Origin of the sequence: Pantoea sp. F_5, from assembly GCF_008631595.1 — a bacterium.
GTDB classification, from domain to species: Bacteria; Pseudomonadota; Gammaproteobacteria; order Enterobacterales; family Enterobacteriaceae; genus Pantoea; species Pantoea gossypiicola.
In genome coordinates, this window is the sequence record NZ_VWUO01000034.1 from 1 (window position 1) to 13,336 (window position 13,336).

Below are 13,336 nucleotides of genomic sequence, written 5' to 3' on the forward strand. Positions count from 1 at the left end.
CAGGAACTGCCTGAACGTGGCATCATGAGGCGTGGGTGTGCTGTTTTTCTTCTTCATCAGCCCGGGCTCTGAAAAATGACCCTGAGATGTTATCACAGCCCGGAAAAAGCTAACATTGGCGGTGAACGGAATTGCCATTCCTTCAGGAGAATGTGCCGGGGTGGTTCGGTCCCCTCTCCTTTATTCTGGTCACTCCGGGCTGACTGCATCGTCACGCAGGCGCATGATGGTTTGTCGTGAGGTACCAAACTCGCGGGCAATGGCGCTGATACTGGCACCTGCTTTCAGGTGTTCAAGCGCTGCCTGCCGTTGTTCCTGGTTCAGCGCTGGCGGCCGGCCAAACCGTTTGCCTGCTGCTCTGGCCCTTGCCAGGCCGGAATGTGTGCGCTCAACCAGCAGGTCTTTCTCAAACTCTGCCACCGCCGAAATGACCTGCATGGTCATCTTGCCGGCCGCGCTGGTAAGGTCCACACCACCCAGCGCGAGGCAGTGTACGCGAATACCGGACGCTGCCAGCTGCTCCACGGTCTTTCGCACGTCCATTGCATCACGGCCCAGGCGATCAAGTTTGGTCACAATCAGCACATCGCCATTTTCCATGCGATCAAGTAACCGGGCAAAACCGGGTCGTTCGCTGGCGGCCACTGACCCGCTGATTTGTTCCTCAATCAGGCGCTGGGGTTTAACGGTAAAACCGGCTGCTTCAATTTCTCTGCGCTGATTTTCCGTTGTCTGTTCAAGCGTGGAGACCCGACAGTAAGCAAAAACTCGTGACATGGCATAATTTTCTGTACGAAATGGATGTACGAATTATAGGGCATGTCCAAAACTAATTACACTAACTTTTGGACAGATATTGTAAGTAGTGTACGAAACCGGTCGGTTTTGTACATCCCGCTGAGGTATACATAAATGCAGCTATCTCACTCTATGAGTCAGGACCTGAGTGGGTATGTGTTTATGGATTATTATTTTGATAAAACCATAAAATGATAAAATGATAAAAAATTATATTATCAATTTATTTTTTTATGATAGAGTGACCTCATAACTTCCATTAGCACTTGAGGTCCCTATGATTACAGTTATAGGTTCAAACAAAGGCGGTGCGTCAAAGAGCACGACCGCTACTAACATTGCGATTGCCTTGGCATTACGCGGGAAGGATGTTTGCCTTTTGGATGCTGATCTTCAGTCATCAGCGGCAAAGTGGCATGCTTCTCGTGAGGAATCAGACCTGTTACCTCGCATAACCCTTATTCAGAAATATGGAAACATCAGCCAAACGTTGCGTCAGCTCGATGAAAAGTTTGATCACGTAATTGTCGATGTGGCTGGTCGCAATAGTCGTGAACTGGCTAATGCGGGAGCTGTGGCTGATATAATAATTGCTCCACATTTATGCTCACAGTTCGATCTGGACACTTTGGAAGAGCTTGAAAGCCAACTGGAGGCTTGGCAGGATCTAAATCCTGATTTAAACCTCTATATGTACCAGACACGGGCGACTACTAATCCTGTGTTGCGTGGTAAAGAACGTGCAGAATTTCTTGAATACCTGAAGGATTTCCCAACCTTACCTCCTCTTAATGCCATTAACTGTGAACGAAAAATCTATCGAGATGTTGTTCCTCTTGGGAAATCTGTTTTGGAGGCAACTAACAGAACTGCAATAGAGGAGGTGGAGCAACTTATCGAAGAGGTGTATTCCAAATGGCTTTAAAACCACGGTCTGCTAAAAAACCATCCGATGCTCAGGTTGCAGCTCTCGCTGACAAACTGGCTGATAAGCAATATGGGGAGCCTGCGGTCATCGTTAAAACTGAAAAAACAGTACAGCGGAGTCTTGCTCTTCCTCTCTCGCTTGATCAGGCAATTACCCGAGTGTCAGCAGAAAACAAACTCAGCGGCTCTGGTCCGAAAAACACCAGTGCTGTCATACGAGAGGCTCTAGAGCAATATCTGGAACGGCGGAATAGTAATAGTTGATAATTTATCAATTTATCAATTTATCAATTTATTATTAATTTTTTTTGATAAATAATGATGCGCTTTCCTGCCTGATAGTTTTGTTCTTTCTGGCTACACCGTGACTGATCTCTGTCGTAGATATGTTCAAACCCCGGCAAATTCCCGGGGCTAACACCTTAAGGTTATTTAATGCCGGGGGATGCTGCTGACGTCTTCTTCAGGCTGTGGGGCGCGACCAGGCGCATTGAACGTGATGGTGATGATCTTTCTGGCCAGCCCCTCATCGGAAAGGGCATCATCCACACTGACATCACGAATCAGTGGACTTTCCTCTTCTATATGTTGGGCAATATCCCGCAGCCACTCTGCCAGCATTTCTCTGTCCATCTTTCTCCGCTCCGGTTTTTTACAGTCAGCATCAACATACCACGCCAGGAAAAGTGAAGTCTGCGTAGTGTGTTTAAAAGATAACCGTTTTGTCAGGCGTGCTGTCATCCGTGCTGGTAGCGACCTGCGCAGAATACCCTCACTTTATACACAGGATTGCCCACCGAAATTGTGGACAGCAACGATGAAAATACGATGTCGCTGCGCTCCTCATTCATACCGCTCTGCTATGAACGCCGTGCCGCTACTGTAGCCGGGCCGCGGCTGATGCAAGGGAAGCGTAAACGCCGTCACCTTCACCCGGTCGCAGTTTATTTCAAAGGCATTATCCGCCGTCTTCCCGTCGTTTTCCGGCTCATTTTTCGCCGTCAAACCGTCCAGCCTGCTCCTGCTTTTTTACTGCGCTGCGGCTTCGGTGACGCCCTTGCATCCTCCGCTTTTCGCCCGGCTGTCGTGTCGGCACGGCGTAAGCCGGAACTCAGACGACATCGACTATGAAGGATTTTTTATGAGCACTACGACCACCACCCCCGCTGTTTACGTGGGCACGTATCACAAATACAACTGCGGCAGCATTTTCGGCAAATGGTTTGATCTGACGGAGTTTGAAGGCAGGGAGGATTTTTACGAGGCCTGTCAGGCGCTGCATGCCGATGAATGGGATGCCGAATTTATGTTCCAGGACTGGGAAGGCATTCCGTCACGGTTTGTCTCTGAAAGCGCCATGGACTGGGATTTTATCGCCGCTTACAAACGCGCCGAAGAAGAGGGCAGGGAAGCCGCTTTTATCGCCTGGGCGGAGTATACCGGTGAATGTGACTATGACGCGTTTGATGATGCGTACCGCGGCGAGGCAGAAAGCGAGGAAGACTACGCACAGGAGATGGTGGAGGGCAAGGGCCTGTTAAATGAGGTGCCGGAGCCGCTGCGCAGCTACTTCGATTTTGAGGCGTATGCCCGGGATTTGTTCAGCAGCGGCTATGTGTTCCATGACGGCCATGTCTTCAGCAACTGATTTACTCCGGCAGGCGGTTCAGCCGCCTGTCAGCCCGCGCGCAGAACCCTGGCAGGCTCTGCCTGCCGGCGAAGTACGCCGCGCCTGCGGCGCCGCGCATCCCCGCCAGTTCCTGATGCCCCTGTGGTGACAGAGTATGAATACCGGTGTGCTGCAGCTGGTCAGTGTTATTTCTGTTCTGGTGATAATCCCTGCGTTGGCGTTGGCGTTGGCGTTGACCGTTACGGACCAGGCACTGCGTTCGCAGTCGCAGATGCTGCTGATGGACGGCGGCGGGCGCAGCGGAACCGGCAATGCCCTGCAGACGCTTGAGGACGCGGGTGTAACCCGCCTTCAGACGGGCGCGGAGCCGCAGGTTGCGGTCAGCGTGGTCAGCCTGGCGGATAAACGCCAGCGTTACAGCGCGCTTGCACAGGAGTATGCGACCCTTAGCAAGCAGGGAGACGGTGTGGTAGCGCAGGTCAGTGGCGAGCGCGAGCAGCGTGCCCTCACCGCGGATATCCGCCAGGCACTGCGTGAGCATAGCCTGCTCAGTGAGAAAGCCGTGACGGTGAACGCGCTGATACCGCAATGGCTGGACAGCAAAAACCGCCGCCAGCTGGACACGTACCGGGAAGGGATGGTGCTGGAGCACCGTGAACCTGACAGCCGTACGCCGGTGCGTTACACCATCGACCGGGTCAGCCCGGCCACCTGCAGCCTCACGTTGCTGAATGACAGAGGGGAGCGTCAGGGGCTGAAGCTGAGTAACGTGGACGCCGCCTGGAGCCTGTACATGCCGAAAGCTGTGGAGGTAGCTGAGGGAGAGAAACTGACCTGGCGCGCCCGTCAGGGTAAGTTACGTGCGGGTGACAGCGTCACAGTGACGAAGATTAAAAAACATGCCCTGGTGGTTGAGCATCAGGGGCAGACCCGTGTGGTCCCCCTGACAGAAGCGATAAAGGCTGACCACGGCTATGTCACCACGCCGGGCAGTCTGGTTCGGGAGCAGGGGGCGGTGCTCGCCGCCGTGGCCGCGCGGGATACGGGTGCCACGATGCTCAACACCCTGGCGCGCAGCGGTGACCGGGTGCAGATATTCACCCCCCTCGGTCAGGACGAGGCTGAGCGTCGCCTGTCCCGCTCGCCGCTGTACCGCACGGCGCTGGCTCAGGTGAACCCGGATAAGGGGGAACTGAATGCCGCACTGGACTCTGCCAGGGACAGTCTGATGAGTCCGGCTGAAAAAGCGGTACGCCAGGCGGTCAGCCTGACACAGGGGAGTGAGGTGGTGTTCAGCCGCCCGGACGTGCTGGCGAGCGCCCTGCCGCTGCATCCCTCCCTGCGCGCGGAGGATGTCGACAGGGAGGTGGCCCGCCAGGTGAAGGCCGGGGAGCTGATCCCGGTGCCGGGGCCGAAAGGGATGGCACAGCAGCTGTATGTGACCGCAGCGTCGTATGAGGCTGAGAAGCAGATTATCCGCCTGGTGGCGGAGGGGCTGGGTTCGCAATCACCTCTGATGGCGGATGCGCAGCGCGTGCTCTCGGCAGGACTGACGGAGGGGCAGCGGCAGGCCTCCAGCCTGATACTGGAGAGCACCGACCGTTTCATCGGGATACAGGGCTATGCCGGTGTGGGGAAAACCACCCAGCTGAAAACCGTCCTGGCGGCGCTGGAGACCCTGCCGGCAGAGCAGCGCCCGGAGGTTGTCGGGCTGGCCCCGACCCACCGGGCGGTGGGTGAGATGGCTGATGTCGGCGTCAAAGCGCAGACGCTGGCGAGCTTCCTGATGGATGTGGAGCGCCGGATTCAGGGCGGAGAGAAGCCCGATTTCAGTAAGACCCTGTTCCTGGTGGACGAGAGCTCGATGGTGGGTAACCGGGATATGGCCGATGCGATGGGCTATATAGCCGCCGGCGGTGGTCGCGCGGTGCTGAGCGGTGACCGGGACCAGCTGCTGCCGGTGGATAACGGCGCGCCCTTCACGCTGCTGCAGGAACGCAGCCCGTTAGATACCGCCATCATGCAGGATATTGTGCGTCAGAGTCCGGCACTGAAACCGGCGATTGAATCCGTCATTGCCCGCCAGGTCCCGGCGGCGCTGGATACCATCCGCAGCGTGACGCCGGATACGGTGCCGAGAACGCCGGGTCGCTGGTCACCGCTGCAATCCGTGGTGGCCATCCCCCAGACCAGAGAGCAGAAGGAAGAGCAGGGTGACCGGGTGATTCAGGCCATCGTCGATGACTTTACCGGTCGTACCGCAGAAGCACGCGACAATACGCTGATTGTCACCCAGACCAACGCCGACAAAAACGCCATAAATACCGCCATCCACGCTCAGCTGCAGGAGCGCGGTGAGCTTGGCCGGGAGGTCACGATTACCGTACTGGACCGGGTGAAAACGCAGACCGACAGGCTGAAGTCGGTGGCGGGGATGGCTGCACAACACGGCAACATTGCGCTGATTAACGATCGCTATTATACCATCCGTGCCGGGAAGGACAGCCGCCAGAACGGTTATGTCGAACTGGTTGATGAGACCGGTCAGGCGCAGGCGCTGTCTGCCTTTGAGAGCAGCCTGCGGGATATCGCGGTGTTTAAGCTCCGCGAAATAGCCGTCTCGGTCGGGGAGAAGGTCAGCTTCTCCCGTTCTGACCGCGAGCGCGGACGTGAAGCGAACAGCAACTGGACCGTCACCGGCGTGACAAAAGAGGGCGAGCTGCAGCTGACTCAGGGGGAGGACACCCGCACCCTGAATCCGAATACCGACATTGCCGACCGTCATCTGGACTACGGCTATGCCGGTACAGCGCACAAGGCTCAGGGAGCCAGCGCACTGTACGTCATCGTGCTTGCCGGCGTGGACGGAGGCAGAAAAGCGCTGGCCTCGCTGCGCGATGCGTACGTCGGGCTGTCGCGTGTAAAAGTGCATGTCCAGGTCTATACCGACAATCCGGGTAAGTGGCTGCAGAAGGTCTCTCAGCCTGCAGAGCGGCAGACGGCCCACGACGTGCTGCTGGCCGATGATGACCGTCAGGCGGCAACCGCACGGCAGTTGTGGGAAAAAGCCACGCCATTATCGGCCAGCGCCCTGGGGCGGGCACTGGCAACACAGTTACCGGAGGCGGGCGAGGCCCGCTTTATCCACGGCAGCCGGAAATATCCGGCGCCGCATGTGGCGCTGCCGGTGCACGACGCCAGCGGCGTACAGCGGGCGGTATTGCTGCGGGAGGTGCAGCTTGATGGCGATGGCCGGTTGCGGGGCCTGAGTGATAACGCCCGCCTGCTCGGCAGTGAAGATGCCACACTGGTGATATTCCGGCAAAGCGAAACCGGCCTGACCCGTCAGGCCGCGGACCTGGCAGAAGCCCGGCAGCTGGGGCTGCAGCACCCGGGCGACGGTATTGTGGTCGTCAGTGGTGAGTTACCCCCGGACGCCATCATGAAGCGACTGAGCGGGGGGCTGGTCCTGCCGGACAGTTTCAGTGCTGATATCTCTCATCACCCGGCCGGTAAGTCAGCCGACATGCCGGACCCGGTGAGCCTTAAAACGCCTGAAGAGCAGCGCATGGCGAAGGCGCTGGCTGAAGAGGCCCGGCGACAGCAGGAGGCGGGGGCCGTCCCGCCTGTGCCTGACGACCCGGAACGCCCGGATGCCCTGCATCAGGCGGAGCGCGCTGAATCCCGTGCGCTGCAGCGTGAGGCTGAACAGGCCCGGCAGCAGGCGCAGGCCGGGCTGAGTCAGGTCCTGCAGCAGGACCGTCAGCAGGCGCGGCAGCGGGAAAGTATGACCGGCCAGCTTCACCGGGTTGAGCGGGAGATAGTGAAGGAGAAGGAAATGGGTGAGTAACCGACTCTGACGCGCAATATCAATGCTGCCCGCATCGGTCCTGTGGAATACTTTGCATATCAGTCACCCTGAGCTATCAAAACACGACAGGAGTCAGCCTGTGAATAATGACAAAATCCGTCCGCGCCTGAGCCTGAAGCGTAAGGCTCCGTCAGCCGGCACGTCCGTATCTGCCAGCAAGGCGGAAGCGGACATCACGGTTTTCCGGCGCAAAACGGTGGTGGTAAACACCGGAGCAAAACGCAACAAAAAGCCGCTGCCGTATGACAGACCGCCCGGCTCCCGGACGCCTCAGCCGGGCAGCCGGCAACCGGAAAAGACAGAGGAGAGAAAACAGCCTGCACCTTTGCCCAAAAAGGCGGCAGAGGTGACGTCCCCGCTCCCGACAGAAAAGCCACATTCTGACCGTTCTCCACGGCTGATGCGCCCGGCGGACGCCGTGCAGACGCTGAGTACGTACTGGCCGGGCCTGTTCGCTGGCGGTCAGCTGCGCCCGCTGGCCATCGGGGTAAGGGAGCAGCTCTTTGCGGATGTCATGCAGCGGGCATTACCGCTCTCACGCAAGGTGATACGCCGCTGTCTGAAAACGCTGACGCGGACGGAAACGTATCTGAGCAGCCTGACGGCCGGGGTCGCATGCTACAACGCGGATGGTTCGGTGGACTCTCTCGTCCCTCCGGAGCGTGAAGTGGCCGCAGGGCTGAAGCTGGCGCGGGTACAGGCGAACAAACTGAAGAACCAGGCGGCAAAAGCAGCCGCCACAGATGAAAAAAAGGAACATTAACATGTTAACAGTAAAGCGCACCGCACTGGCGATGCTGATGGCCAGCGCTCTGTTGTCCGGTATGGCAAATGCGGCGGAGAAAACCACGCCGGTCTTTACCCCGGAGCTGGATGCACATATCGGCGAAGTGGCCCGGGACTATCTGCTGGCCCATCCGGAGGTGCTGGTTGAGGTGAGTCAGAAACTGCAGGCGCAGCAGCAGGAAAAGCAGCAGCAGGCGATGACCGCCGCCGTGATTAAGCATCAGGCCGCACTGCTGAACGATAAAGGCACGCCATCCTATGGCCCCGCCGATGCGAAAGTGGCATTTATCGAGTTCTTTGATTACCAGTGTTCAGTCTGCGCACGTCAGGCACCGGTAATTGAGTCACTGATGAAGGCAAATCCTCAGGTACGGTACGTATTTAAGGAGTGGCCTATTTTTGCGCAGCGCTGGACACCGTCACTGACGGCGGCGAAAACCGGGCTGCAGATTTACCAGCAGAAGGGCGCGGATGCGTATCTCGCCTATCACAACGCCCTTTACGCGACCGGACATGACGAGGGCAGGCTGACGCTGGCGGACATCAACAGTGCGGCCGCTCAGGCCGGAAAGCTGGAGGGCAAAAATGATGAAATGCCGGAGGTACTGTCGGGCACCGATGCGCTGGCGCAGAATCTGGGGCTGCGCGGCACGCCGGGTATGATAGTGATGCCGGTAAACGGTGTCACTGCAGATAATGTGACGGTGATCCCGGGTGGGGCTGACCAGAATGTGCTGCAGGCCGCCATTGATAAGGCGGCGGGACACGCGAAAAAATAGCCTGCCGGACCAGCAGGTTCTACATGTGGACAGAAACAACTGACGCCCTCACTGCGTTCAGTTGTCCAACCCCGTGGGCGAGAAAAAGCAAGTTTCTCCCGCCCACGGGGTTTGCGATAAAACACCTTCCTGAACACGTATTCTGAGGTTATTTAGTGCGTAAGTTTACCTTTCACCAGCTGGTCGTGTCCGGTCTGGTCTGCCTTTCGCTGAGCTGTCTTCAGCCCGCTGCTGCTGCTCCCTCCGTTCAGGCCGGTTTTTCACCTGAAGGCAGCGCGCTGCAGCTGGTTCTTAAGACTATTGAGTCAGCACAGCACGAAATCCGGCTGATGGGCTACTCATTTACGTCTCCGGAGGTGGTCAGCGCACTTGTCAGCGCAAAACGCCGGGGTGTGGATGTGAAAATTGTGCTTGATGAGAAAGGAAACCGGGGCAAAACCAGTCAGGCAGCAATGAACATCGTGGTGAATGCCGGCATTCCGCTGCGCACAAACGACTGCTACGCCATCATGCACGACAAGGTCATTATTGTTTATAATCATACAGTTGAGGCTGGTAGCTTTAACTACACTCGCTCTGCTGCATCGCGGAATAGCGAGAATGTGCTGGTTATTAATGAGGTGCCGGAAGTGGCACAAACCTACCTTCAGCACTGGCAGTCGCGCTGGGACGGAGGAACGGACTGGCATTCTTCATACTAAGTCGCATCGTCATTTGATCCGCAATCTACATCTATCCTGGTGAACCATGCGCCAACATGGCTCACACTTACGCGTAAAGTTAAGTCGCTGATTTCAGATATCTGTAGTATCCTCTGCGAAACGATCCTTGCTTGATCCTTGAGGAGGCAGAGATGCCACAGTCCGGAAATGCAGTAACTTCCTCATCGAAACGCGCTTACAGAAAGGGTAATCCCCTTAGTGAAGCTGAGCGACAGAAAATTGCTTCGGCTAAAAAAAGGGCTACGCATAAAGAACTGAAAGTATTTATTAAGCTCGAAATCAAAGAGTATCTTTCTAACCTTTGTGAAGAAGATGGTGTTACTCAAGCTGAAGTGTTAGAAAAGTTGATTGAAAGGGAAGCTTTTAGTCGAAAAGCATCGTGATGGACTCACTTTCTTGATACTTAAGATTTTGAGTGCTAGATTACTGATCGTTTGAAGAATTTTGGCTGGCCACGCCGTAAGGTGGCAGGGAACTGGTTCTGATGAGGTGTCTACCCGGGACCAGAAAAGACAAAACCCCGATAATCTTCACAAGGTTTGGCGACTCAGAGAAGACTAACGGGGCTTACCTAAACTGTATAGAAGCTGTTGCTCTATGCAGGGAGTATAGTTTTATGCTCAGAAAAGTTCAATACCTGTTTCTGTGCCATTTGCTCCTTCCGTGCAACATAAGTGCGGGAAGGTGTGACTGACGCTCAGACCCTGTTCTCCCATTATCGTCAGGTCAAAAACCCGAATCCGGTATTCACGCCGCGAGAAGGGAAAAAGACCCTGCCGTTCTGTCGTAAGCTGATGGCGAAAGCTGAGGGCTTCACGTCCCGTTTTGACTTTTCCGTCCATGTGGCGTTTGTACGCTCGCTGGGTAAACGTCACCGGATGCCGCCTCTGCTGCGTCGTCGTGCCATTGATGCACTGCTCCAGGGGTTGTGTTTCCACTATGACCCGCTGGCCAATCGTGTACAGCGCTCCATCACCAATCTGGCCATCGAGTGCGGTCTGGCCACCGAGTCAAAAAGTGGCAATCTGTCCATCACTCGTGCCACGCGGGCGCTGAAGTTCATAGCGGAGCTGGGGCTGATTACCTACCAGACCGAGTATGACCCGCAGATTGGCTGCAACATCCCGACCGATATCACCTTCACGCCGGCACTGTTCTCCGCGCTTGACGTCTCTGACGTTGCTGTTGTGGCCGCGAGGCGCAGCCGCGTCGAATGGGAAAATCAGCAGCGTAAGAAGCAGAACCTGAAGCCGCTGGAGATGGACGAGCTGATAGCGAAGGCCTGGCGGTTTGTGCGCGAACGGTTCCGCAGCTACCAGTCCGAACGTAAACAGCATGGCCTGAAACGCGCCCGTGCACGTCGTGACTCGGACAGAACCCGTAAGGACATTGTGACCCTGGTGAAGCAACAGCTGACGCGGGAATACGCCAGCGGGCGATTCACCGGCGGTCTTGATGCCATGAAGCGGGAGCTGGAGCGCCGCGTGAAAGAGCGCATGCTAATGTCGCGTGGCAACAACTACACGCGGCTGGCCACCGTCCCCATATAACCTACCTGACTGAAAAATCCGGCTGGCGCCGGAGGGTTTCGCACGTCTGCAGCTCCAGACTGACGGTTTTCTGCACGAAATGACGGCCGTCCTTCCTGACATTCACCCCATTCCGCCATCAGAATGGCCAGAAATTGCATCAGAGTGGCCACATCTCGTCGCCAGATTCAGTTACCTACAAATAACTGCAAGGGACCTTTCCATAAGGTTACAACCGCTATGCTTACAGAGCGCCAGCCGACCTGATTTCAAAGTGCGTGGTTTCCTTTAAAAACCTGCTCTGTACTTCTTTTAAATATCTTTTATTTCATTCATATAAATATATAACCTGTTCGTCGCCTGACCTGTGGACAGGCTCCTGAAAATGCCCGCCCTTGCAGCGGACTATGTCCGCGCCGGTTCGGCAACTACCTGAGTAGCTCCCATCGCTGCGCGACGGGCCCCGCCACAGCACATATAGTTACAACATTCAAAATGCTCACTCAAAAGCAGGAACAGTGCCTGCCTGAACCCTCACAGCCCATCCCCACCACTGAAAAGCGAGGCCGCCCCGGGCCGAAGGCCCGGAACAACGTCGCTTTTAATGATGGATGTTGTAACTAGAATTCTGAGTCGCTGTGTGTGGTGTCGCTGGAGGTACTGAGTACACGCCCGTAGGCGGCCCTGACGGCCCGCTAACGCGGAGATACGCCCCGACTGCGGCTACGCCTTGTCGTGACCACTCCGACAGCGCACAGAGGCTTCTGCACTGCTGACAGCGGGTCTGGTCTGGCAGGGCAAGGGATGGAGATAGGCAGAATCTATTAAACCGGAACCGGCTTCGCCGGGCGGCCGGCGCCATGCAACGTTAGTGCAATATGTGACAGTTTCTGGCGCCTCCATGCCGCAAGCGGCATATAAAACAAGTTATATATTCCATGAAGGAATTTAAATCTTTCAGATTTTGTGATGTCTGCCACAGAACATCAATGGAATAAGAAACTCCCCGATTTTGTTGATTGTCTGTATACGAAATAATTAGCCGTTTTGTGCGACTTTTTTAGCCGCGTTGTAAGTTTTATCTTAAATACTAAGGGCGTTATATTATGAATGAAAATAATACTTTCCCGCCGGGGTTTCTGTGGGGAGTATCATCATCTGCCCCCCAGACAGAAAGCAGAAATGGCAGGGGAAAAAGTAACTGGGATGTTTTTACCGACAAGGCCGGGAAAGGAGATATTTACAGCAACAAAAAATGCACTGAATTTGAAGAGAACTACCAGGAAGATATCAGCCTGCTTTCTCAGGCCGGAATTAAATCATTTCGCTTTTCCATTTCATGGCCTCGTGTTCAGCCCTCCTGGAATGAAGGCATACTGAATAAAGAGGGTATTGAGTTCTATAATAAAATTATCGACCTGCTTATCAGAAACGGTATCGAACCTATCCCGACACTTTTCCACTGGGATATTCCTCAGTGGGCCGGCGATTTCAGAGACAGAGGACTGGCTTATCTCTTCGCTGAGTACGCGGAGAAAATAACCCGGCAGCTGGACAGTCGGGTAAAAAAATGGCTCGTTTTCAATGAGCCCAGTTCGGTTGCGCTTCTGGGATATGGAACCGGCACGTTTGCACCCGGCGTCATGTCTAAGGACTCGATGTTTGCGGCTATTCATCATGTTAATCTGGCCCAGGGTCTGGCATTCGCTGCGTTGAGAGCATACCTGCCTGCGGATGTCAGCATCGGGACTACACTTAGCCTGTCCCGGACCCGGGGTGAAGATGACTCCGCCAGAAACAACGAGGCGGCAGAAAAGGCCTGGGCGCTATTCGACGCCGTTTTTCTTGACCCGCTTTATGGCAAAGGCTATCCACAGGATTTGCTCCCGTCACTTCAGCCTTACATTCAGCAGGGGGACATGGACATCATCAGCGTCATTCCTGATTTCCTGGGCGTAAATTATTACTCACGGCTTTACGTTAAGGCTGATTCAAATCCGCTTAACTTCTTCGGCTTCCTTTCAGGGAAAATACCTGAAAATTTGCCAAGAACACAGTCCTCATTCGTCGTTGAACCCGAAGGGCTGACTGAGCTGCTTTTGTACCTGCATGAGAACTATGACGCTCCCGTTATTTATATTACGGAAACCGGCTTCGCGCTTGATGAGCCCGATGCTGTGGAGGGTGTTGTCATTGATGACCCCCGGAGCCAGTATATCTTTGAATATCTGAAGGCTGCTCTTAATGCTATCGATAAGGGCGTAAAACTGCGGGGGCTTTCTTACTGGTCTGCC

General features: G+C 55.5%; 13 protein-coding genes. 11 read left to right on the top strand and 2 right to left on the bottom strand.

What is annotated here, in order from left to right:
* Positions 1–189 precede the first annotated feature (189 nt).
* A complete protein-coding gene (locus tag F3I44_RS23395) occupies positions 190–777 on the bottom strand; it encodes a recombinase family protein (protein ID WP_150019658.1) in 588 nt (195 codons plus the stop codon).
* Between the two features lie 298 nt (positions 778–1,075).
* Between F3I44_RS23395 and F3I44_RS23400 the strand changes: the two genes are divergently transcribed.
* Positions 1,076–1,723, top strand: coding sequence for a division plane positioning ATPase MipZ (locus F3I44_RS23400; protein WP_125366654.1), 648 nt, complete (start codon positions 1,076–1,078; stop codon positions 1,721–1,723).
* Positions 1,714–1,989: a hypothetical protein gene (locus F3I44_RS23405; protein WP_139569857.1), complete on the top strand. Its 276-nt coding sequence runs from the start codon at positions 1,714–1,716 to the stop codon at positions 1,987–1,989. The genes F3I44_RS23400 and F3I44_RS23405 overlap by 10 nt, the downstream gene beginning before the upstream one ends.
* A gap of 168 nt (positions 1,990–2,157) precedes the next feature.
* On the opposite strand, the gene F3I44_RS23410 is transcribed toward F3I44_RS23405, so the two are convergent.
* Entirely contained in the window at positions 2,158–2,358 is a 201-nt protein-coding gene (locus F3I44_RS23410; protein WP_071531410.1) for a hypothetical protein, read from the bottom strand.
* A gap of 508 nt (positions 2,359–2,866) precedes the next feature.
* Between F3I44_RS23410 and F3I44_RS23415 the strand changes: the two genes are divergently transcribed.
* The 9 genes from F3I44_RS23415 to F3I44_RS23465 form a co-directional block, all read left to right on the top strand.
* Positions 2,867–3,373 (top strand): antirestriction protein ArdA, encoded by a 507-nt coding sequence (locus tag F3I44_RS23415; protein WP_150019660.1) that lies wholly within the window; start codon positions 2,867–2,869, stop codon positions 3,371–3,373.
* A 136-nt stretch (positions 3,374–3,509) separates the two neighbouring features.
* Positions 3,510–7,205 (top strand): AAA family ATPase, encoded by a 3,696-nt coding sequence (locus tag F3I44_RS23420; RefSeq protein WP_223811742.1) that lies wholly within the window; start codon positions 3,510–3,512, stop codon positions 7,203–7,205.
* A gap of 100 nt (positions 7,206–7,305) precedes the next feature.
* Positions 7,306–7,989, top strand: a complete 684-nt coding sequence (locus tag F3I44_RS24080) for a ProQ/FINO family protein (protein ID WP_223811743.1) — start codon at positions 7,306–7,308, stop codon at positions 7,987–7,989.
* Between the two features lies 1 nt (position 7,990).
* Positions 7,991–8,791, top strand: coding sequence for a DsbA family protein (locus tag F3I44_RS23430; RefSeq protein ID WP_150015776.1), 801 nt, complete (start codon positions 7,991–7,993; stop codon positions 8,789–8,791).
* Positions 8,792–8,946: 155 nt separating this feature from the next.
* Positions 8,947–9,492 (top strand): phospholipase D family protein, encoded by a 546-nt coding sequence (locus F3I44_RS23435; protein ID WP_150015777.1) that lies wholly within the window; start codon positions 8,947–8,949, stop codon positions 9,490–9,492.
* A 152-nt stretch (positions 9,493–9,644) separates the two neighbouring features.
* Positions 9,645–9,896: a replication regulatory protein RepA gene (locus F3I44_RS23440; protein WP_150019661.1), complete on the top strand. Its 252-nt coding sequence runs from the start codon at positions 9,645–9,647 to the stop codon at positions 9,894–9,896.
* A 233-nt stretch (positions 9,897–10,129) separates the two neighbouring features.
* Positions 10,130–10,207, top strand: coding sequence for a RepA leader peptide Tap (gene tap, locus F3I44_RS23445; protein WP_020323529.1), 78 nt, complete (start codon positions 10,130–10,132; stop codon positions 10,205–10,207).
* The gene (gene repA, locus F3I44_RS23450; RefSeq protein ID WP_150015779.1) at positions 10,188–11,063 is read left to right on the top strand and encodes an incFII family plasmid replication initiator RepA; all 876 of its coding nucleotides are present in this window, start codon (positions 10,188–10,190) and stop codon (positions 11,061–11,063) included. Before tap ends, repA begins: the two co-directional genes overlap by 20 nt.
* A 1,085-nt stretch (positions 11,064–12,148) precedes the next feature.
* On the top strand, positions 12,149–13,336 hold a 1,188-nt coding region (locus tag F3I44_RS23465; RefSeq protein WP_150019662.1), incomplete at its 3' end, for a glycoside hydrolase family 1 protein.